The sequence below is a fragment of the Nostoc sp. 'Peltigera membranacea cyanobiont' 210A genome (genome assembly GCF_002246015.1).
Lineage (GTDB): Bacteria > Cyanobacteriota > Cyanobacteriia > Cyanobacteriales > Nostocaceae > Nostoc.
The window spans coordinates 117,906-138,921 of record NZ_NOLJ01000005.1 but is presented as its reverse complement, the minus strand read 5'-3'; the positions used below and the strand labels follow the sequence as shown (position 1 = coordinate 138,921).

General features: G+C 41.0%; 18 protein-coding genes. 5 read left to right on the top strand and 13 right to left on the bottom strand.

Annotation, left to right across the window (positions count from 1 at the left end):
• Positions 1 to 157: 157 nt before the first annotated feature.
• From CDG76_RS38355 to CDG76_RS16745, 5 genes are all read right to left on the bottom strand, one after another.
• Positions 158 to 1,831 (bottom strand): DMT family transporter, encoded by a 1,674-nt coding sequence (locus tag CDG76_RS38355; protein ID WP_223265259.1) that lies wholly within the window; start codon positions 1,829 to 1,831, stop codon positions 158 to 160.
• On the bottom strand, positions 1,832 to 2,944 hold the full coding sequence (locus tag CDG76_RS16760; RefSeq protein WP_094347467.1) for an IS630 family transposase: 1,113 nt from the start codon (positions 2,942 to 2,944) through the stop codon (positions 1,832 to 1,834).
• Between the two features lie 30 nt (positions 2,945 to 2,974).
• On the bottom strand, positions 2,975 to 3,364 hold the full coding sequence (locus CDG76_RS16755; RefSeq protein ID WP_190240873.1) for a hypothetical protein: 390 nt from the start codon (positions 3,362 to 3,364) through the stop codon (positions 2,975 to 2,977).
• A gap of 64 nt (positions 3,365 to 3,428) precedes the next feature.
• Positions 3,429 to 4,736, bottom strand: a complete 1,308-nt coding sequence (locus CDG76_RS16750) for a mannosyltransferase family protein (RefSeq protein WP_094350120.1) — start codon at positions 4,734 to 4,736, stop codon at positions 3,429 to 3,431.
• Positions 4,737 to 5,299: 563 nt separating this feature from the next.
• Entirely contained in the window at positions 5,300 to 6,103 is an 804-nt protein-coding gene (locus CDG76_RS16745) for a hypothetical protein (protein WP_143854107.1), read from the bottom strand.
• Positions 6,104 to 6,107: 4 nt separating this feature from the next.
• Here CDG76_RS16745 and CDG76_RS16740 point away from each other — a divergent pair, with 4 nt between their 5' ends.
• The 3 genes from CDG76_RS16740 (at position 6,108) to CDG76_RS16730 (ending at position 8,877) form a co-directional block, all read left to right on the top strand.
• The gene (locus CDG76_RS16740; RefSeq protein ID WP_190240872.1) at positions 6,108 to 6,497 is read left to right on the top strand and encodes a beta-1,6-N-acetylglucosaminyltransferase; all 390 of its coding nucleotides are present in this window, start codon (positions 6,108 to 6,110) and stop codon (positions 6,495 to 6,497) included.
• A 550-nt stretch (positions 6,498 to 7,047) separates the two neighbouring features.
• On the top strand, positions 7,048 to 8,244 hold the full coding sequence (dxr, locus tag CDG76_RS16735) for a 1-deoxy-D-xylulose-5-phosphate reductoisomerase (RefSeq protein WP_094350117.1): 1,197 nt from the start codon (positions 7,048 to 7,050) through the stop codon (positions 8,242 to 8,244).
• 435 nt (positions 8,245 to 8,679) lie between these two features.
• A complete protein-coding gene (locus CDG76_RS16730) occupies positions 8,680 to 8,877 on the top strand; it encodes a hypothetical protein (protein ID WP_094350116.1) in 198 nt (65 codons plus the stop codon).
• Between the two features lie 66 nt (positions 8,878 to 8,943).
• Here CDG76_RS16730 and CDG76_RS16725 read toward each other — a convergent pair whose 3' ends face one another.
• A complete protein-coding gene (locus CDG76_RS16725; protein WP_094350115.1) occupies positions 8,944 to 9,444 on the bottom strand; it encodes an acyl-CoA thioesterase in 501 nt (166 codons plus the stop codon).
• Between the two features lie 116 nt (positions 9,445 to 9,560).
• Between CDG76_RS16725 and CDG76_RS16720 the strand changes: the two genes are divergently transcribed.
• Positions 9,561 to 11,630, top strand: coding sequence for a CHAT domain-containing protein (locus CDG76_RS16720; protein ID WP_094350114.1), 2,070 nt, complete (start codon positions 9,561 to 9,563; stop codon positions 11,628 to 11,630).
• A gap of 295 nt (positions 11,631 to 11,925) precedes the next feature.
• Here CDG76_RS16720 and CDG76_RS16715 read toward each other — a convergent pair whose 3' ends face one another.
• The 5 genes from CDG76_RS16715 to CDG76_RS16690 form a co-directional block, all read right to left on the bottom strand.
• Positions 11,926 to 12,270, bottom strand: coding sequence for a DUF1815 family protein (locus CDG76_RS16715; RefSeq protein ID WP_094350113.1), 345 nt, complete (start codon positions 12,268 to 12,270; stop codon positions 11,926 to 11,928).
• A gap of 1,380 nt (positions 12,271 to 13,650) precedes the next feature.
• A complete protein-coding gene (locus tag CDG76_RS16710) occupies positions 13,651 to 13,878 on the bottom strand; it encodes a DUF2839 domain-containing protein (RefSeq protein ID WP_223265258.1) in 228 nt (75 codons plus the stop codon).
• 28 nt (positions 13,879 to 13,906) lie between these two features.
• A complete protein-coding gene (locus CDG76_RS16705; protein WP_094350112.1) occupies positions 13,907 to 15,511 on the bottom strand; it encodes a group II intron reverse transcriptase/maturase in 1,605 nt (534 codons plus the stop codon).
• A gap of 671 nt (positions 15,512 to 16,182) precedes the next feature.
• A complete protein-coding gene (locus CDG76_RS16695; protein WP_094350110.1) occupies positions 16,183 to 16,449 on the bottom strand; it encodes a hypothetical protein in 267 nt (88 codons plus the stop codon).
• Complete coding sequence (locus tag CDG76_RS16690; protein WP_094350109.1) at positions 16,430 to 17,995, bottom strand: helicase C-terminal domain-containing protein; 1,566 nt, start codon at positions 17,993 to 17,995, stop codon at positions 16,430 to 16,432. The genes CDG76_RS16695 and CDG76_RS16690 overlap by 20 nt, the downstream gene beginning before the upstream one ends.
• Before the next feature lie 350 nt (positions 17,996 to 18,345).
• Here CDG76_RS16690 and CDG76_RS16685 point away from each other — a divergent pair, with 350 nt between their 5' ends.
• A complete protein-coding gene (locus CDG76_RS16685; RefSeq protein ID WP_094350108.1) occupies positions 18,346 to 19,308 on the top strand; it encodes a M48 family metallopeptidase in 963 nt (320 codons plus the stop codon).
• A 129-nt stretch (positions 19,309 to 19,437) separates the two neighbouring features.
• Here CDG76_RS16685 and CDG76_RS16680 read toward each other — a convergent pair whose 3' ends face one another.
• Positions 19,438 to 20,298, bottom strand: a complete 861-nt coding sequence (locus tag CDG76_RS16680) for a CPBP family intramembrane glutamic endopeptidase (protein ID WP_094350107.1) — start codon at positions 20,296 to 20,298, stop codon at positions 19,438 to 19,440.
• A gap of 164 nt (positions 20,299 to 20,462) precedes the next feature.
• Entirely contained in the window at positions 20,463 to 20,900 is a 438-nt protein-coding gene (locus CDG76_RS16675) for an AbrB family transcriptional regulator (protein WP_094350106.1), read from the bottom strand.
• Positions 20,901 to 21,016 lie beyond the last annotated feature (116 nt).

Sequence of the window (21,016 nt, the reverse complement as noted above, 5' to 3'; positions counted from 1 at the left end):
TTATGAGGGGTAAGACCCCTCACTTGTTCGCCAACAGTCTCATGGAATTCGCGGCTATACAGACAAAACCCACCTCCGTGGGTTTCAAATCCTTTGAGTCCGCGTAGGCAGACTTCTCTGCGAGACGCACTCGCGTTCGTTTGTGTAGCCGCGATTTCTAATCGCCTGGTATATTTGCTTGAAGAATCGATTGACTAGATTGGGCTAGATAGATACCCGCTAAAACTACGGCAAAAGTAGCCCAGTCAAACAAACCTACTTGTTCTGAAAAAATGAACCAAGCAAAAATGGAAGCTAGAACTGGTTCTAGAAGAAGTGTGACGGCGACAACGCCTGAAGATATTCTACTGAGGCTATAAGCTAAAAGTCCCTGACCCAGCACTTGACAGAAAAGAGCTTGGAAAATGATGAAAAACCAACCCGTCCAGGAATAGGGAAATAGTCTATTTTCGAGAAATGGTAGCACTGGTAGTAGAAACATTGTTGTCACTCCACAGCGCCACAGCATGATAGTTGCAGTACTAAATCTGGTTCGGAGTCTTTCTATCAGCAGCATACACGCAGCCATGAAAACCGCAGTTAGCAATGCTAAGGCATCACCTAGTATTTGATCGCTTGCAAATTGCACCTTATTGAGTTCAAACGCGATCGCTCCTCCCAAAGCAATGATCAGACCAATTACGAATCTGTTGTCGAAACGCCGACCGAATAACAGATATCCAGCCAAAGCAACAAATAAGGAGTTCAAATTAGATAGTAAAGCCACGTTGGCAACACTAGTTTGACTCAGCGACCAAGCCCACAATAAAAGGTAGGTTCCAGCAGAGGTTCCCATTGCCAACAATAGCCACACTTCTTGACTTGTAAAAGGCTTCTTTTCTATGGATTGGTTATCAAGCAAGGCAGGAGTAATATTAACCGACGCTTGCGGACTCGCTAACGCTGTGCTATCTGCCTTCTGCCCCCTGCCTCCTTCAATAGATTGTTGATAGCGGAAAGCCTCAAGTCCATTCCACAAACCAAAGACAACTGTCGCAATCCAACTGCGATGAAAGACTACAGCATTTGCACCAATTTCTTGTTGACACAATTTGGTCAGAGATGGTGCTAAAGATATGGGAATTAGAGCAAACAATAATGAGACAGTTCCTAATAAAGCTGGTGTTTCAGAGAATTGTTGCTTTAGTAATGACAGTTTGATCGTCATACTTTTAACGAAAGTGTTAACTATATTTTTGACTGATTCTTGGAACGGGTAATTAACAGCAGCTTGGCTAGATACGGCTAAGTATAAACCCATTAAAACTACAGCGAAACCTACCCAATTCGAGAAAGTTAATTTTTCTGAAAAGATTACCAGAGCGAAAATGCCGCTAAATACTGGCTCTAAGAGATGCACCAAGGAGACAACCACAGAGGAAAACCTAGCAAGGCTATAGGTCAAAAGCCCATGACCTAAAACTTGGCAAATCAGCGCCAGGGAAATTACCCAAAGCCATCCACTGACTGTAGAGGGAAAAAGCTGATCTTGAGTAAACAAAAGTATGGGGAAGATAGCTAGAGCCGCGATCGCACAGATCCACAACTGAATTGTCGCCGGAGAAAATTTGGTTCGTAATTTTTCTACGATCAGCAGGTATGCACTCAAGAAAATCGCCGAAACAATCGCAGCTAACCCTCCTTCAACTTCGTCTGTGGCAATTTGCAACTCCTCAAATTCAATGGCGATCGCTCCCCCAAGGGCGATGACCATGCCAATCAGGAATTGCTTCTCAAAACCCTTACGAAATAACAGCCACACTCCTAAACTAGTAAATAAGCTATTCCACATTTAAGTTGCAATAGTAATATTACCCTTATTCTTAATTTTTCTTCCCCATTTAATAATTAATTCTCCTTGATTTAACAGCTTATCAAGTAAATTTTTTAGTTCATCGACTGATTTAAATAACCTGTGGGCTACATATTCTTTAGCTGAATGCCATACCAATTCTACTAAATTCATATCTGGGCTATATGCCGGCAGAAAATATAGTTGAATGTTTGGCAACTCTTTCTCAATTGCCTCTATAATTACTTTCTTTTTATGGTAACTAGCGTTATCCAGAATAATTAAAATTACTGGGCCATTCTCGGAAAAATTAGATTCTAGATTTCCTGCTAAAACCCATTCTTTTTTCACAAATTCATTTAATTTTTTTAACTGCGCATAAAAAATTTCACCATTCCCTTTCTCAATGAAATAACACATTCTCTTGCTGTCGTGATATCTTACTCCTCCCATTATATTTACACGCCCGCGACTCCTCTGACCTGTTACTTTTTTACTCGAACCTTTTTTGCTCCAATTTTTACGTCTAATTACCCTGAGACTAAAACCACTCTCATCCCAAAACCAGACTTGTAACCTTTCAGGGCAAGACTTTGAAGCTTCTAGATATCCAAGCAGTTTTTCTTTAAAGACCTCTCTTTTTATCGGATCTTGCTTATCCTCTAGACTGTATTTTGCCCAAAGGTAAGCATACTTTTTTTGCTTTAATATTCTCCTGACTTGTTCTCCGCTTAACTTAATATCAGTTCTTTTGTCTAAATATGTAGCTAATCTTGCTGTTGTCCATCGTCCAAATTCATAGCCTAATTCACTTGGTTCTTTGTCAATAACTTCCATTAATAATTCAATATATTCATTTGTTGCTTTCTGGTAATTTCCTTTTCTCCTGCCATCTTTTAGACTTTCTAAATTGTCTGGATCACCATGAACACACCAATATGCTACACTTCTACATGAACAGCCTAAAAATTCACTTATCTCCTGATAAGTTTTTCCATCATTCATCAGAAGTAACATCAATATTCTCTGTATAAATTGAGAGCGATCGCTATCTTTTAAAGCTTTTTGTAAATTGTCTTTTTGAGATTGAGCTAGAAACCCTTTAGCAGGCATGATAACGCTATAGACACGGATATATCTATTTTACCATTTATGCAATTTAAATGTGGAACAGCTTATAGGGGCAAGATTATGTAAGACACTAGAGATCGCAACGCTAGTTTGAGTCAGCGACCAAGCCAAGAAGACTAAAGTAGCAGCCCAAAAAATACCAGCACCAAGCAATAGCCACAGATCCTGACTAGTGTAAAGCTGCTGTTGTACAGGTTTTTCTAAGGAAAGTCGCTGACGAATCGCCTTGTATCCATTCCAGAGCAAGAAGATCGCACTACCAAGCCAAAGGCGATTAAATACAGTGGCATTGGGACTGAGTTCAGTTTCGCTCAATCTTACGAAAATAGAGCCAAAAGATATAGCACCGACACCTACAAATAATGAAGCAAAAGCTATCTTCGTTTGATTGGATAGATTCATTAGGAAATTTAAATTCAACTTCTTACCAAGAAAGAACCAAATACAAATATATGGATCAAACCTTCTAACCAACCCAGTGCTCTTGGGCAAATCCTACAGCTATTTTGGCTAGTAGTGTCACAAAAGCGCCCAATATTAAATATCCTTGACGAGGATGGTGAGATAGCAGCACACCAATTGCTATATTCAAAGGCACAATACCGTAGGCGAGACGGCTCAAGGAAATAGTGCCTCCAGAAGCTAGCAGCAAACCAATACCACAAAAGCCATAAATAACTGTGACTGGGGTAAGTTGCGTGTGTAAGCGCCACAACATATAGCCACCACCTAAGACCATGAACAAGTTGAGGAAGTTATTGATCCACTGTTCGCTTGCCAGAATCAACAAAAATAAGACTAAAGCGTAAAACCCATAAAATAATTTTACAGAACTAAAACGTTGACGGAAATGCCATAAAAGATAGCCACTGGCAACAATCACGCCAAATAACAAGAGATACCAGGGGTCTTGAATCGCACCAGAGGAGTTCTGAACCCAGCCAAATTGCCAATTTTTACTGCCAACGGCAATTTGCATGAACATATTTAACCAACCCTGCCAATCAAACCCTAGAGTTGGTCGCCATCCCCGCTGTGCTTCGATAAAAGCTAAAGGGTCGCCAAAATAAATCGCACAATACAAACTGAATAGAAGTATGCCAATAGCAGTAGTAAAACCAGCTATATAGGCAATGGGTGGTCGGCGTTCTTTCCAGGCTGCGATCGCCAATGCTGGAATTAGTGCCATACCTGTAGGACGTGTTGCTGTCGCCATCGCTCCCCAAAAAGCAGTCCAGCCATACTGCTTTTGATCGAACGCCCGCAAAGTCGCCGTACTCAAAAACAAATACAGCCCCTCTGTGTAAATCACTCCCGTAAACATCGAAGCTGGATACAAAGAAAGCACAGCAGTTACCCAGTGCGCTGTATTCATGCCATGATGCTCTTTGACCCAAAAGTACAAACAGTAAAGCGCTGCAAAAAATGCCAAGTTGTTGACTAAAGTGCCTGCCAATTCAAACGGTAAGCCCAACTTCATCAAAAACCAGATGCTTAAGGGAAATAGGGGGAAGAAGGCTAGATTATGTTGCTTGCCGTCATTCACAAATTCATAACCAGAAGTTGCGATCGCACGATAATGTATACTATCCCAGGCATCAAAAACCCCCCAGCTAAAACGAGGCAAAAATTCCTCTGTTGCTAACGGTAGCTTTGGCGCAACCAGCAACATAGCTGTCCAGATGAATATTCGACTGGCAAGCCATATTGCTGCTGGAAACAGGAAATCATTTTTCCATAAAACTTTTTTTATAACTATCTGAACTTTGGCCATAAGGTTGAGTGCTTCAACAAACTCCTTTGTGCATCCTTTTACCTATGGCTGTAACACAGCAATTTTTGAGTAATATTTTGCATATTAAATCCTCCACCAACACAATCAACAAACTGGACAGATTAAAAACTACTTAAAAGTATTCACTATCTAGTTACTTTTGCCAATTTTCTCGAAATTTATCTTTAAAATATACTATTTATAAATACAATTTTTGTCTAGCTGTATGAAAATTGGACTGCTTTAGGGCATATTTTAAAAGCTGATGAAATAGTTTATGATTTACGCATTCTACACAATTTATGTATATGCTAATACCTAGCACTGATACACTTATTACTCCTCAGTATCAATACGGTTCGGTTAAGCCCAAAAAATGAAAATGTGTAGGTTGGGTTGAGGAACGAAACCCAACATATTATGGGGTTTATCGGGTTTCACCATCTTCAACCCAACCAACAAATATTCTTAACTGAACCGTACTTGCCTAAACTATAGAAAGGGCTTCTAGCTCTTTTTGCATATATTCCCTAAGCTCATATTCTTTAATTTGTAAACTCCAATCACGAATTATATTCCCTTTCTTTTATATTCTTAGAAAATTGGGATGCTAGCGTGCTTAAACCTAATTTTTTAAGTAAGAAATATTTATATGTTTCCCAGGTAGACACACGAAATGTACTTTTGAATAACCATGCATCGTTATCAACTGTAAAGGGGGTTCCAACCTTAGCTACAAGAAACGAAGAAGTATTATCTGAATTTGATATTAATTCTTCCCAATTAGCTGGCTGTTTTTTTCCCCAATTAAAAATTTCCTCTAAACTCACGATTTCTAAAAGTTCCTTTCTAATTAAACATGCTGAATTTCCAAAATATTGAGTGGGATGAGAAAAAACATCACTTGCAAAATAATCTTTACCTGGCCCCCACTGTCCCCCAGCACTTCTATCTACATGCATTAAATTGATTCCTAAAATATTTTTATCTTCATTAAGAATAGTAATACCATGTTCCAAGATATTAATCCAGTCTTGATGTGTTCCCACTATTTGAATATCGTCATCCAGATGTAAAATATAATCAGATTTACAAAGATTCAGACTAATAAGAATTCCAAAATTACTATGAGGGGGATGGCTCCTAGTATTATATCTTACACAATCAAAACGATTCATTTGATTAGATGATTCAAGTAGCTTTATTCCATTTAAATCAGGACTACTATCATCTAGAAATATTTTTTCAGCAAACGGAAGCTCTAGTAATTCAGCCCAGCTTTGTATAGCAAGACAAACAATCAATGTACGGTAATCGCGTGATGACTTAATATATGAGCATGTAGAAAATGATGTTTTTTTCCACAAATCATTGCTGCCGAAAAGATATAAATTTCCTGAAGGCTTTGCTCTTTATGGAGGTTCAGCATTTTGGTGCTTAACAGGAGAATCCATAAAATGGATAAATGATTTTGTTAAGCAAAACCCTAAGTTTGTTAATCGTTTTAATTACACTTATTGTCCAGATGAATTGTTTTACCAGATCCTAATTGTAAATTCACCTTTTAAAGATAAAATTATTAACACTCACTTGACATATTTAGAGTGGTCTAACGTTAATGCCCTTCACCCCAAAATTTTAGAGAAAAATGACTTTGATAAAATTAGAGAATCAGAAAAATTCTTTGCCAGGAAGTTTGATATGACTATAGACTCGGATATATTAGATATGATTGATGAAATGATATTGAGTAAATCTTAACTTGCAAATAAATTTTTAATTTTGGTCGTAGAGAATAAATAATAAATGTTTTCGACTATTGAACTTTGGATAAAAAAGAGTGATTTGCGTAAAATATCCGCGAACCAAACATAATTTAAAGAAGCTATCCCACTAATCATTTTTGTGTTATGAAGCTTAATTTTGTTAAAGAATGAAAACGAAAAATCAAGGTTTTCAAGCATATTTTACGAAGACAAGTAGGGATTTTTAAAATAGTGGGATAGATTCAAGAACACTCAGATGATTGCTCAACGTTGACGCTTGAACCAGCTGCCATTGTTCGGCGAGCGGACAGTCCACCAGTATCTGTGAGATTTTAAGATAAAGTGCCTTTTGTCAATCAGTTTAAATACTCAAAACATTGATAAGAAAAATGATAATCGCCACTTTGGAGGAGGATAGAGAACAGGGGGATATTTTATTTCTTTGCGTCTCTCCTTTGCGTCAGTGTATCGATTATAGTGATTGCTGTGATTAAAGAGTCCCCAGCAATTTATAGTGAGAGTTGTCTGTAAATCCTTAAGCAATTGTGAAAGCGATTACTCTCGTTGGTTCTACTGGTTCTATTGGGACTCAGACTTTAGATATTGTCACTCAGTACCCAGATCAGTTTCGGATTGTGGGATTGGCAGCTGGGAGCAATGTAGAGATGTTGGCTGCTCAAATTCGGCAGTTTCGGCCAGAAATAGCAGCAATTTGCTCAGAAGATAAATTACCAGCGCTCAAAGAAGCAATCATTGACCTCGATCCCCAACCGATTCTACTGGCAGGTGAGGCCGGAGTGATAGAAGTCGCCCGTTACGGCGATTCCCAAACCGTTGTCACTGGTATTGTTGGTTGTGCTGGTTTGCTACCCACGATCGCAGCGATTGAAGCTGGTAAAGATATTGCCTTAGCAAACAAAGAAACCCTGATTGCTGGGGCCCCTGTGGTTCTACCCCTAGTCGAAAAACACGGTGTAAAATTACTCCCAGCCGATTCCGAACATTCTGCAATCTTTCAATGTCTCCAAGGTGTGCCAAAAGATGGCTTGCGGAAAATTTTGCTGACTGCATCTGGTGGAGCTTTTCGGGACTGGGATGTAGAAAAGTTAGCAGATGTAACCGTTGCTGATGCCCTGAAACATCCTAATTGGTCGATGGGGCGGAAAATCACGGTAGACTCTGCTACTTTGATGAATAAAGGACTGGAAGTAATTGAGGCTCACTTCCTGTTTGGCTTGGATTATGACAATATCGAAATTGTCATTCATCCCCAGAGCATTATTCACTCACTGATTGAACTGCAAGATACTTCAGTTTTAGCCCAACTCGGTTGGCCAGATATGCGCTTACCCTTGCTGTATGCTCTATCTTGGCCCGATCGCATCTACACCAACTGGGAACGACTAGATTTAGTCAAAGCTGGAAATTTAACCTTCCGCGAACCAGATCACCAGAAGTATCCTTGTATGCAGTTAGCTTATGCTGTGGGTAAAGCTGGTGGTTCGATGCCAGCGGTGTTGAATGCCGCAAATGAGCAAGCTGTAGCTTTATTTTTAGATGAAAAAATTCGGTTTTTAGATATTCCTCGGTGTATCGAATGGGTGTGCGATCGCCATCAAAATCATAACCGTGCTAATCCCTCTTTAGATGACATTTTGGCAGCAGATAAATGGGCAAGGCAAGAAGTTTTAACAGCGACTGAAAAGTTAGAAACTCAATCGCGGATAATTTCTCTGCGATAAAAACCTTCAGTTCACATTGGACTGAGGATTAGAAATTGATGCCTAGTCCCCAATCTCTAATCCCCAGCCTCTTATCCAATTAATATGGAAATTATTTCACTTGATGGCAAAGACATACTCACCGAACTATAAAAAGTAAACTAATTGAAGATAGCCGGTGGCTTCCGGATCAGCCATAATTTTTATGTATATCTATAAATTGATATTCAAAGAAAAATTTACAAAAACTTTGCAAAAAATCAGCATAGCACATAAATAATTGTTTCATTTTTAGGTAAGATATCCCCAGGCTAATTATCATAAAAAACCATTTTAGTGAATATTAAAAATTGGTTTTATCATTTTTTATACCAGTGATTATTACCACAAGAAAAGCTTACCCTTTCTGAATCGGCCCACTCTCAAACAAGGGCAATTATTAAGGAATTAATATATATGATTATTACGTTGATTATAGCTTGGATAGTCTTCATAATATTATGGAAGTTGCTGAAAGCAACCGTGAGTACTGCATTAACTCTTGCGGCAATCCTTGTTTTATTAAATATTAGTTTTGGCATTACTCCACAAGATATTTGGCATTATGTAACCCAGTTTGCTCAAAGTCTGTCGCAGATCCAAACTGGAAAGTAAAAATCTATACTTCACTTTTGCTAATGAAAGGTGAAGTATAAAATATGAAATGACAACCTTTCTTGGTCAATTGTTATTTAATGCTGAAATCTTGGCTAAAGCATCCTTAAAACTCGGCGGCAACTGACGCATAATCTTGCCTCTGTCGCGATCTAAAGCCACTAATGTCACCTTAGCCGTGACATATAATTGTTGTCCATCAGTTGAGACAATGGCATAATCCCAATTGATGCGGACACCTGTCACCTCAGCCATGCGCGTTTTTACCATCACTGCCATACCCAACTGAATTGAACGGTGATAGCGCACCGACAGTTCTACAACTGGTAAATCGCAGCCTATAGCAACTAAATCAGCAAATTCAATCCCTATAGATCGCAAGCATTCAATCCGCGCTTCTTCCATCCAAGCTATATAGGAACCGTGCCAGACAAGACCGGCATAGTCTGTGTGGTGGGGTTGCACTCTGACAGGATATTCAAACCAATTCTCAAACTCGTGACTGGATAGATTGTCAAGAGCACTGGTTGGTGGTAGTTTTGGTTGGCTAGGTTCTTCTTCTGACATCTTCAAATTTCTCACTACCTATAAATTTTCCAAATTATTGAATAGCATAAAAATTAATTGCGTTGCCGGACTTATTGATTTAATATTTACCTTCCGAGCATAGGGAGTGTTTTGTTATGCAGCCTAATCTCCGGTATGTGAGTGTTGTTACTTTATCTCTACTTAGCTTACTAGGTTTTGGGATGGTGTATCCAGACAATAACCAGGTAAACACAAATGCAAGGTTGAGGTACCAATCTGGAGAAAAAGCTCAAGCTTTACCCAAGAATAATCAACTCTCAGAAATTGCAAGGCTTAACGAAGAAGCTATCAAAGAATCTCGGCAAGGTCAATCGAAAGAAGCGTTGCAGAAATTACAGCAAGCATTAGCCATCAGCAGAGACCTTGGAGAGCGCTCTTGGGAAGCGGTAACATTCAACAATATTGGTAGAATCTACCAAAGTCAAAAAAAGTATTCTGAAGCACTTCAATCCTATCAGCAAGCTTTATTAATTAACAAAGAACTAGGGGATCTGGTTCGACTTGGCAAAACCTACAGTAACATCGGTTACTTATTCGATATCCAAAATCAACCAGAGTTAGCAATTTTTTTCTACAAGCATTGTTTGATTAATCGTGAGAAAGCTCGCTTGAATCCATCAGCACTGAGTGCGCCGCAACCAGAAGCTTACAGCATAACTGTTAGCCAGACATATCGTATTTTGGGTGAACGATTGCTGAAACAGGAACGTGTTGCTGAAGCACAAAGGACAATGGATTTACTCAAAGTTGAAGAACTAGAGGAATATCTCCAGAATGTGTCAGGTAATCAACGTACTGTCAAAGGTATTAATATAGCGGCAACAGAAAAACCAATCAAACAAAAGTTGGATCAAAGTGTGGATAATGCTGTTGTGCTGGGTAAAGAACTGACAACACTACGGAAAATTTCTCCCAAAGAGCGATCGCCCGAACAGAAACAACGTATCGAGCAACTAGTCTTAAATCAACAGCAACTTTTAGATGGATTTAACCAATTTATCAATAGTCCTTCAGTGAAAGCACAGGTAGAGCAAATTAGCCGTACAGCTAGGCGGCAAAATTTGGATTTGGAGAGTCTCAACGAACTTCGAGATAATTTGGCGCGATTACCGCAAAAATCGGCATTACTCTACCCACTGATTTTAAAAGATAGTTTGGAATTGGTATTGGTAACTCCTGAATCCCCACCAATTCATCGCACCGTTGCTGTAAAGCGCGAAAACCTCTATCAAACAATTGATGCTTTCCGCCAAGCTTTAATCAATCCCAGTCGAAATATCAAAGCACCTGCACGCCAATTATATGACTGGCTAATTAAACCGATAGAGAAAGACTTGAAGCTATCAGGTACGCAAACTCTGATTTACGCTCCAGACGATCGATTACGCTACATTCCTTTAACTGCTTTATATGATGGCAAACAATGGCTAGTGCAGCGCTTTAATGTGAATCACATTACATCTGCTAGTCTGACTAACTTAAACACCCCAAAACAATCTACTTTGCGGGTTTTAGCGGGTGCTTTTACTAAAGGTAATTATCAAATCAAAATTGGTAATCGACAGGTTGCTTTTGCTGGCTTACCCTTTGCAACGCAGGAGGTGGAAAGTCTAGCAGCTGCGGTTCCTGAAACTACGAAGCTTTTAGACGATGCCTTTACCCCTAGAGTCGCTGTACCCCAAATGGATGATTATACAATTGTCCATTTAGCGACTCATGCAGCCTTTGTGGTGGGTAAACCAGAAGATTCGTTTATTTTATTCGGGAATGGCGATCGCGTTAATTTTAGAAATGTCGCCACTTGGTCACTCCCAAATGTAGATTTGGTAGTGTTGAGCGCCTGTGAGACCGGCTTGGGAGGCAAGTTAGGTAACGGTAAGGAAATTTTGGGCTTTGGCTATCAGATGCAACAAACCGGCGCTAGAGCCGCGATCGCCTCTTTGTGGTCTGTAGATGATGGTGGTACGCAAGCACTCATGAGTGCTTTTTATGGTATTCTCTCTACTGAGAAGCTGACCAAAACTGAAGCTTTACGCCAAGCTCAAGTCTCATTAATTACTGGAAACTGGAAGGAAATAAGTCATAATGCACCCGTAGCAGCAGTTAATGACTTTAGTCATCCGTACTATTGGGCACCCTTTATTTTAATTGGCAATGGACTTTAGATATTAGCGCAGTGTCTCGTAGATGAAGTTATCGCGTTTTGATGAAATTATGGCAAAAGAGGAGCGCTCAACTAACTAACCTCTGACTTTGCTGTGTTTTAACACCTTCTAGCTAGAGGCTGAAAATCAAGATCGTGAGGGTTTGGCAGATACAAAAAAATATGCGATGGGCCAGCCATAGCTAATCACTTAATGGTAATGGAGAAATAGGTAAGAGCGATCGCTAACTAAACCACTATTACTGATTAACAGTTACCGATAATCAATTTCTAATTTGCTATCGATCTCTGAAACCTTAATACTTCTTGGCAAGAGTTTTAGAGCCTGTATCACTTTGCATAGATTGCTTGACAAGATCAGCCAGTTCATCTAACTGGCTAATTGCCTCCGCACCCTCTAACTTCATTAATTCGCGGTCATCCCGCATTTCCGTCCAAGTAATGCCGTAATCGGACACTAAAAATCGAATCAGATGGTTATCACCCAAGCTAACCATAAACGATGCACTATTCATTTGGTCGCCACAGGTATAGCAGGATGCAGGATACCCACGCCGCTCTAATACAATTGCCAAGGCTTGCAGGTTCATTACTAAGTCTTGGACGAATTGTCGATGTTGATGTGCTAGTCTCAGAAACACTTTTGTCCTCCAGACACCACAGTAATTTGAGTTTCTTTTATATTTTCTTTAGATTTTCTCACCCATTGGTATTGTAAACTATTCATTACAATTACCAGACAGATGATATTGAGTCGTTAATTGACTACCTTGTTTAGGGTAGTGGATCGGGGTTTTGAGAGCCGTATCAAACTATTCAGTTTGCAAATTCAAAATTTCGGACAGAATTGCTAAATTTAACTATATCTTTATACACTTCTGTCAGAGTAGATTCCTACAGTAAGCGATCCGCTTTAAGAGTAACTTAAATTTAGCACTAGTCAACTACAGAAAAGCTACATATTTGGTTTATATTGGCTATGTGCAGTCAAATATGCTGTTATTAAATGCCCTAATGTAGTTTTGCATCGTTATAGTGTCTCTTGCTTAAATTTTTAATCTGTTCTTTTTCTAACGTAGATTTTGGTATAGACAAATGATTAGTTATACCAAATTCTTTCCTCCTATATATGTAAAGTTAATAAGATGGCAGTGCAAATTATAGATTAAGTAGTTACGATAGAATAAACGCAACACTTTATACAAAGCCAGCGTAATTAGTAGAGAAGTTTGAGTGTAGAATCCACAATGGGAAAACTTAATACTGACGATACCTAAATTCAGCAGAACAATGTTGCCATTTAGGCAATATTTCCAGGTATTTTCGGATCATTTTTAAAAAGTTATACGAACCAAAGTACGATAATTGATAAGAATTATTATCTTAGTTTGGTTTTGCCAAATTTAATGTATATATAATATATTTCAATTATCTATCCAAAGAGAGTAATTATTTTTTATCGAACAGAATTCAGGAGTCAGGAGTCTGAATGGGCTAAACGCCCCGCTACCGCTAACAGCAATGTTTTCTGTATGACTGGCGGATAGCGCCGGCGGCAAGCGAGTACTCGTACTCTTACATCAGAAGCAAGCTACGCTTTTAGCGTCTCATAGAGAGCGTCTGAATAACCGGAGTTTTTGCACCCCCACCAAATCGTATATTTGGTGGTGCAACAATTCAGTGGCGGGTCTGAATCCCCCACTGATAGCGCCGGCGGCAAGCGAGTCTTCTCCCTTGGCGCTAGCCTCTCCCTTTGGGAGAAGCTAGCGCCAAGGGCGAACGAGCGTCAAGATTTCTGAATTCTGGATTCTGCATTCTTCTTCAATAATTCGTAATTAGTCATAACGCTCTATACGAGAGGCTGCGACTAGTTTGCTTTCCATAGGGGTACGCAAACTCGCTACCCTTACGCTAACGTAATTCGTAATGATTGGCGAAACAGTGGCGCGTAATTGTCTTTCTTAGTGGTCTTGAATTAGTTGGAGTCTAGATATCCAACTAATTCAATTATGAATTAAGAATTAATAGACTACTTGCCACCAACCGAAAGCTGGGCCGATAAAACGGATTGTTGCCCATCCTACAACCATAAGACCAATGCCTATCCAAGCACCACGAGTAGTCCAAGCGACAAATTGTTCGCCTTGAGTTTTTGTGATTGGAACCCAAGACAAGATCCGAGTCTCTTGACCGTATGTTTCCCCTAGTGTGGTTTTGGTTGAGTCGATGTAAGGTATTATCCTTCGCACCTCTCAGTTAGAACCGGACGTGAGACTTTCACCTCATCCGGCTCCCGATATTCTTATGGTTTTTATCCCCTTTGCTCATGTGGATGTAATTATGACAGGACTCGTGGATAGCAATTAGATTGTTTCTTTTCCAGTTGCTGTGATTCCCGTCAATGTGGTGGAGGTGTACTCGTTCAACGCTAGTACATTTCATGCCACAGTGACCACACGTATGGTTTTGTTTCTTAAGGGTGGTGGATGTTGCTCCGTCATACAGCTTACTATTGCGTTCGCTCCAGTATGCCATATCTCCATCGTAGGGTGATTTATTTCCCCTAACGTTGATGTGTTTGCCTTCGGAGTAAGGAACCGATGGGAACGCTTTGTCTATCAATTTCTTGGTAGAGTAACGGTCAAGTTTTGTTTCCTTGTTAAATACCAAAAAGGCTCTGTAACTGGTGTGCCAAAGTGAATACTTTGCTCCATCCATCTTGCAGAACTTGTGGTAGTTTCTCCATCCCCTCACTATTGGTGCTAGCTTTTCAGCTTTGACCTTAGAACCATAATTTGAGCAGTTAACGATGGCTTTTACCTTCTGACGGAACTTTTTGAAATTCTCCACAGAGGGAGTGCATCTAAATTTCCCGTTACTTTGCACTTTGAAGTGCCAGCCAAGGAAGTCAAATCCATCTGTCGCAGCGGTAATATGTGTCTTTTTCTCGTTAAGCTTCATTCCTTTTTCAGCTAGAAATTGGTCTATCTTTTCAAGTATTTCGTTTGCATCGTCTTCGGGTCGGAGTATTATCACCATATCGTCCGCGTATCGGATTGATGGTTCGGTAATATCCTTCTCTGAGGTGTTGATTGTGACTCTTTGACCACGGTTTACATGGTATTGATAGATACTTTCGATACCATTCAGAACGATGTTGGCTAAAAGTGGACTCACCACCCCACCTTGGGGTGTACCTTGTTCTGGAAATTCTGGGTTTATTCCTGCTTTAAGGCAACGGAATATACCTGATTTGATGCCTTTTGGGGCTATAAGGTTTTCCATGATTGTGGTGTGGCTTATCCTATCGAAGCATTTTTCAATATCGAGTTTTATCACTCTTTTATTGATTCCATTTGCATTGGAACATAGGGTTAAAAACAGACTTTTCTGGGCATCATGTGCCGAACGTCCCGGTCTAAACCCGTAGCTTTTGGCATGGAATGTTGCTTCGTGTGCAGGTTCTAAGGCATATTTCGCTAGGCATTGCCATACTCTATCCGCCATAGTCGGAATCTTCAGCATCCGGGTACTTCCGTCCTTTTTTGGGATAGGAACACTTCGTAGCTTCTGGTGAATCCAGTTGTTACTGGACTTTTTCAACAGATCATTTAACGCAAACCGTTCTTCAAAATTGAGGGACTTTTTGCCGTCGATTCCTGCCGTCTTCTTTCCTGCGTTTAGCTGTGTTACTTGACGAATCGCCAAAAATCTAGCTGCAAGGGATTTCAAAATAAGCTTCTGAAGTGACACAGCTTTCCGCTTGTCTCCTGCTCGAATAGCTTTGAACACTCGACATTGTAGGCGGAATAAATCCTTCCGAAATTTCTTCCAGGGCAGATTCTTCCAAGATTCACTAACCTCGCGGCTGTGCCTAATCATGCTCTAACTCCGCTCTTGTGTTTTCTGAATACCTTGCAGTAATTACACCGCATCCTACCCGAATCAAAGGGATTCCGTATCTCATCTTACCTACCTGGGATTCGACTGTCCCAAGACCCTTGATTCGTTTTTATTCGTTCCCTCAGAAGATTGATGAGCCACTTGCGTTGGAGCTTGTGGCGTTGTTCCGTTAGGTGTAGCCAATTTAACCATCAGAAACCCTAGATTCATGCTGATATTCGACGTAATTCAGCGGGTTTTTGCTCTGATGAAGTCGAGGGTTTTAAGTTATGCCTCGCTTGCAAATAGGTTACTTTTCTAGGCTCAGTTTCACCGTAGGAACTCCCTGTTAACGCCAGTGTCAATCCATAACGATTGTCTGATTGCGTCCTGTTCCCAGCTTCACTCTGCAAGAATTGAGCTTGCTCGGTGTGGGCAGATAAGGAGTCACGCTTGAATCTAGCGGGTAGGACTTTCACCTACATCTTTCTGAGAGTTCAACCCGCAAGGGTTGGTGAGGTTATGTACGGACTGGATACCGTGATTCACTCACAACGAATCGCACACGACGTTTTGCTTCACCCATAATCTGCAACTCAAATTCTACTTTGGTTCTAAATTTATTTTGCCAGGAATCATGGCTACAGAAAGGCGATGAATCGCATCACCTTCTATAAGCTGATAATAGTGCTTGCTTCTGGGCGATCGCGCTTTGGTTGACAAAATTTAAATTGGGCATTGGGGAGCCACTGCGGTGAGGCAGCCCCCGTCTTCTCCCAAGGGGAGACGCGAAGCGCGATGGCGGTTTCCGTCGTTAGCGCTAGCGGTAGCGAGGAACGAGCGTCTGGGGGACTGCCGAACCCGAAAGGTCTTGGGGTCTCCCCAAGTAGAGCAAGTGGCGTCACTGGTAACTGAACTTTAGGCAGAATTTTCCTCATTGGTATTGGAAAACAGGCTGGGATCGAGATAGTTAATGCGTGCTAGAGGACTTAAAGCTGCGAGAATTTGAGCGCCATAACTGCGGTTAACTACACGACTATCAAGTAAAGCCACAATCCCTTGACTTTCTCGTACTGGAGCGATCGCCCGTTGTAATTCATTTAAAGCTGCTGGCAACAAGTATAAACGGAACCAATCTTGATGCGATCGCTTATAAAGAGCTACCCTACCAGCTACCAGGGGATTTTCTAAAGATGGTAGGGGCAAAGTCGCAATGATTAACAGATGGGGTGCTGGCAAGACTCGTTGATGTTCTCGCCAAAATTCCCAACCGCTAATCAAAATACCATTTTCATCTAAACAAGTTTTTTCTACTTGCACCCGCGAACCAAACTCTGAAGCCAGAATTGTCGCCACTTGAGCCTTTAGTGGTACATCCCCCACCAAGACAACAGTTAATCCTGGCGCTGTCGCACTTAGACAAACCAGTGTGCGGACTTTGTGAATAAATGCTGCTTGAAATTCTGGTGTGTTAGGTAGGGGCAACTTATAAGGTACATACAGTTGAATTGCTTCCGCTTGACTCTCCGAAGAGAACTTCAGGCAAGTTAAATCGTCCAAACCCAAGCGCTGGTGAAAAAGGGGAGCCTCAGTTTCCGGTTCGATAGCGCTACCAATTAAAACTACTGGTTGTCGCTGCCAAATAGGCGAGAGTATTTCCCCTAATTCCATTGGGGCGTAGTGCAAAGAAAATAAACCTTGTCGATGGGCAATAGTCGCCCAGAAGAGAGGAGGAGGTGCAGGGGAGGCAGGGGGGGAAAGATTTTCATTAAGGGTTTGAAATTGTTGCCAGAAATTTTTCCACTTATCTGGGAGGTTTACTTGGTCTAAAGCCAAATACAGGTGACTCAAAATTTCTATTTCTGGCTGGGAAATTAGATAGCAATGATATGGATTAGCAGGATGCTGAAAAAGTTCGTGTGTTAGTTGTATCCGTGCTTCGCGAATTGTCTCAGCTTGGTTGGGACAAGCAAGCATAAGTTGATCCCAATCATCGGGTTGAATATCTTGGGTAAGTTGATGACGCACCCAGTCTTCGAGATCGTCTACCCCATCAATAATTGTGGGGATGCCTTGGGGAAAGCGTGAGCCACCAGCCAACTGTCCTTTTAACCAAGCTTCTGGGGAAGTTAAGAGTAGCCCTTGGAACTCAGCATCAGGCCAAGCATCACCTGTCCTAATCGATTTATTGGTTGGTAGCCATTGCTGTAGACGGGGAATTTCCACCCGCAGTAGAAGTTGCTGCACTGTTTCTTGAGCAACAATAATTACAGGGCCATGCCACATCAGGGCTGATGCTACGAAACTAGTACGATACCGCCCTTGATAGCCACAAACCGCCCCTACTTGAATTAGGGCGCTACGTCCCAGGCGCAAGGCGCGTGCTACCAACCGTGCCATCGTCAAATGATGGGGCCAGGAAGGGAACCCCGCTTGCGATCGCAAAAAGTTATGTAGTGACAAATGAACTTCTGCCTCAATCACACGCTTTCAATTCCATACAAAGTGATTTTTACTTCCAATTGCCCCATTTCTATTATCTTGTTATTTGTCATTTGTCCTTTGTCCTTTGCCATTGATCTAAAACTAATGACCAATACAACTCTTGGAGAGGCTGCACTTCTTTACGAGACGCTGCGCGTAGCTTGCTTCCACATTCGCGCAGCGTGCCGTAGGCAAGGGGTACGACTACGCTCTGTTACCACGCCAATGACTACGCGGTAGTTGAATCTCGACTTCGCTCGATTACCGCGCAGTCGAAACTCAGTACAAGTGACTAATGACTAATGACCACTGACCACTGACCACTGACCAATCACCCAATACCCTAAATTATGCCAACTTACACAGGAATTTCCAGCGAAGCCTTTAGGCATCCACTAGATCGCCAAGCCGAGCAAGCTTTACGAAATTTGCCAGGATTTGATTTAATCGCTCGTAAATTTGTGGAATTTATCTACGAACGCCCTCAATTAGTCTATCTAATGGGTAACAGCATCCAAGTCGGGCCGCGTCAATATTCCACTATTTACCAGATGTTTCGGGAATGCGTCCGAGATTTGGACATTTACCCAGAACCAACACTGTTTGTCTCGCAAAATCCCCAAGCAAATAGCTATGCACTGGGGCAAGAGAATCCTTACATAGTCATAAATACAGGGATACTAGACTTACTAGACGAAGCCGAAATTAGGACGGTGCTAGCCCATGAACTGGGGCATATTAAATGTGGTCATACTATTTTAATTCAAATGGCGATGTGGGCGATGAGTGCTGCTTCTGCCTTGGGAGAATTGACCTTTGGCATCGGTAATATTGTCACACAAGGCTTGATTTACGCCTTTTTTGAGTGGCGGCGCAAAGCCGAGTTATCGTCAGATCGCGCTGCACTACTAGTGATGGATGACTTGAATCCCGTGATGTCAACGATGATGAAACTCTCTGGCGGTAGTAACAAATATGCCAATGAATGTAGTTTACAAGAGTTTATCAAGCAGTCAGAAAATTATCAGGCATTGGATGAGGATGGACTGAATCAAATATATAAGTTTTTAATCTACAATGGCGCTCAGGGTATGATGTTGAGTCATCCTTTCCCTGTTGAACGCTTGCATTACTTACGGTCGTGGGCAGTATCCGAAGAATATCAGCAAATTCGCCGAGGAAATTATCAGCGATCGCCTGCTTCCGGATCGGTAAATGTTGCAGCAGAATCTTCCGAAAATGAAACAGAAATTTTACGCCGTCAAATTGAAGAATTACAACGAGAAATCGACAGAATGAAAAGGTCTGAGTAGTTTTGAGTACTGAATAAAGATTAGTAGGGTGGAATGATCTCTACTAAATCGTTGGATTTAGATCCCCGATTTCTTGAAGAAGTCGGGGATCTGCGTTAACGTACATCTCTCTATGGGAAATTAAAATACTTAAGAGTTGAACCAGATAATTACTCCAGTTCCCAATACACAAATAATTCCCGCCAAGCCAGCCAGGGGTTTTTTATTTTTACCTGTGAACCAGTCAGAGACAATACCAGTGTAAGTAATTAGTTCTGCTGTATCTATGGTAGCGATCGCCCATACCCATCCTGCGTGCAATCCCCAAGCTAAACCCAAATTACCGCTAGAGGTAAAGCGTGCTAACACCAGCACCATTCCCATCAGCCATAATCCAGGAAGTTGGGGTGCAGTTTCGCGTTGCTCCCAAACTAGATGTAACAAGGCAAAAATCAAGCTAGAAATTGCTGCTGCTACCCAAACTGGGTAATCCTGCGCTAATTCTGTGAACAGGAAACCGCGAAAAACTAACTCTTCTATCCCACCGACTAACAACGCTATCAAGAAAATCGGTAGCAAGATGGGTAGTAGTAACTTGAAATTCGACTTTTCAAAAGAACACCAACCTAACCCGAATTGCCCACTAAATACAATAGCTAGACTCAGCACTCCCAAACCAAAACCTAGTGCTAAAAAACCAAGAGTTGAAAGATTGCCAACAAAGCCGTAATCTGAAAAAGATTTATTAGTCAACCAAGCAACTCCCCAGAGGATCGGGGGAGCTAATAGGTAAAGTGACACCAATAACGGCATTTTTTGCTCTGGCTGTAAAGGTTTAGGAGGTTGCCAATTAAGCAATATTGCTGATACTGTTGCTACTGGCAACCAGCAAACTATCCAGCAGACAAAAAATGCCGTCACTATAACTAGTGGCGGTGCATTTTCTATAAACGCCAGTAAGACGTTGACTGAAGACTCAAAGAAAGTTATCAAAATAAACAAAAAAAACACGATAGACTTCTTGCATTATAGATTTCTTGCTGATTAATCAAGACTCTACTAAATTTGGTGAATTCTGCAAGGGGTCTAATCGTATTTTTTACTTGGCTACCAATTTGCTGTCGGGGTAAGGACAGGTTATCATCAACTGAAACTTATCCTTACCATCAGCAAATTTACTCTTCGTCTTCCAAATCTTCGTCTGATTCGTCAGAATCTATATCTTGTGAGGTTAGTTTTTTATCGCTTTCACCTAGTTGAATTAGGTGAATATGTTTGTATCCCAGCCTAATTTCAAACTCATCTCCAGCCTTCAAGCCCATTGCTTTGGTATATGTAGCACCAATTACAATTTGACCATTTTGATGGACACTAACCCGATATGTCGGTTCACGACCACGACCATCTTTAGGTGCTTCTGGACTTAGAGGAATTCCTCTAGCAGATAGCAAAGCGTCATAAAAATCGGTGAGATTGACACGAACTTGATTATTCTTAGTAACAGTGTAATAGCCGCACTGTTTAGCTCTTTCTCGGCGTGGTAATGTGGAAAGTTCTTTTACTTTAGCAAGTAGTGCTTTTCCAGTTAATGGCGCGGTTGCAGTTTCAGTCATTATGCTCAAATTTTCCTTACTCTCTCCAAACTGATAAACTATGTAGTCTTATGCCAGCATTTAATTTTTTAGCATTTGCATAGAGCTACTGAAGACCCTAGTGTAACGGGTGAATT